Raw genomic sequence first — 1,595 nt, forward strand, 5'->3', positions numbered from 1 at the left:
GCCAGGCCGAGGATGGTGCACACCGGCGCCAGCGTGATGTAGCGCTTGTCCCAGGTGACGCGCATGCCGAGCACTTCCTTGCCCTGCCACATGCCCTTGCAGACGATCCCCGAATCGGGAATCGACGCCGCGTCGGAGCCGGCCCACGGGCTGGTCAGCGCGAATGCCGGCACCTCGATGCCCTTGGCCAGACGCGGCAGGTAGTGGTTCTTCTGTTCCTCGGTGCCATAGTGCAGCAGCAGTTCGGCCGGGCCGAGCGAGTTCGGCACCATCACCGACACCGACAGGGCGGAAGAGCGCGTCGACAGCTTGGTCACCACCTGCGACTGTGCATAGGCCGAGAATTCCAGGCCGCCGTACTTCTTCGGGATGATCATGCCGAGGAAGCCCTTGTCCTTGATGTAGCGCCAGGCTTCGTTGGGCAGATCGTAGAGCTCGTGCGTCACCTTCCAGTCATCGACCAGACGGCAGGCTTCCTCGACCTCGTTGTCCATGAACGACTGCTCGACGGCGGTGAGCGTCGGCGTCGGGTAGGCGTGCAATTTATTCCAGTCCGGCTTGCCGCGGAACAACTCGCCTTCCCACCAGACGGTGCCGGCTTCCAGCGCATCGCGCTCGGTGCCCGACATCTGCGGCAGCACCTTGCGGTAGGTGGAAAAAATGGGCCGGGTGATCAGCGCCCGACGGATCGGCCGGACGAGGATCAGCCCGGCCAAAGTCGCCAGGATGGCGATACCCAGCAGAGGGATGATGCTATCGAACATGGTGCTGTCTCCTAAATGGATCTTGTTGGAATATTTTCGGCTCAGGCGGCGCGGATGCCCGATTCGTCGCTCCGCGCGTCAAGCTGCGGCAGCGGCGCGCGCAATCCGCCGAGCAGGAAGGCCATCAGGCGCGGCACCATGCGATCGACGCGGTCGACGGTGTCCACCTCCTCGATCTGCCAGTCGGTGACAACGCGTAGCGCGTCGGTACCGGCGATGGCGTAGGACGTCGCGCCGAGCATGAAATGGAAGCGCCATACGATCTCGGCCTTGGGCACGTCGGGCAGCGCCTTGAACAGCGCAGCCTTGTAGCGCTCCATGACCCCGGCGTACTCGTCGGCGAGAAAGGTGCGGATGAATTCGGAAGGCTCGGTCAGCGTCCGCCCGAGCAGCCGCAGGAAGGTCATGCCGCCCCGCTCCTCGTCGTCGGCCATGCGTAAAAGGGTGCCGAAGAAGCCATCGACGATCTGCGACGGCTTGAGTGGATTGTCGCCGGCGGCGGCTTCCATTTCGTTCAGCACGCGCATCCGTTCCTGGTTGAGCCAGTCGAGGCGGCGGCGGAACACTTCCTGCATCAGCGATTCCTTGGAGCCGAAATGGTAATTGACCGCCGCCAGGTTCACCGCCGCATCGCCGGTAATCTGGCGCATCGAGGTTCCCTCGTAGCCGTGCGCCATGAACAGGCGCTCGGCGGCATCGAGGATGCGCTCGCGGGTATCGATGTTGCGGACTTCTGCCATGGTGGTCCCCTGCTTCCGGAAGCATGATTCATACGTTCGTTTGAATCATAGGGGAAATCGCCCCCCGACCGCAAGCCTCTTTTTAGAGGAA

The 1,595-nt window shown here is 63.4% G+C and carries 2 protein-coding genes; both read right to left on the minus strand.

The features are described from left to right. On the minus strand, positions 1-764 hold a 764-nt coding region (locus ACE3PP_RS19625), incomplete at its 3' end, for an acyl-CoA dehydrogenase family protein (RefSeq protein ID WP_374384978.1). Positions 765-805: 41 nt separating this feature from the next. Next, complete coding sequence (locus ACE3PP_RS19630) at positions 806-1,504, minus strand: TetR/AcrR family transcriptional regulator (protein ID WP_374384979.1); 699 nt, start codon at positions 1,502-1,504, stop codon at positions 806-808. Between the last annotated feature and the right edge of the window lie 91 nt (positions 1,505-1,595).

The sequence above is a fragment of the Dongia sp. genome (genome assembly GCF_041910485.1).
Lineage (GTDB): Bacteria > Pseudomonadota > Alphaproteobacteria > Dongiales > Dongiaceae > Dongia.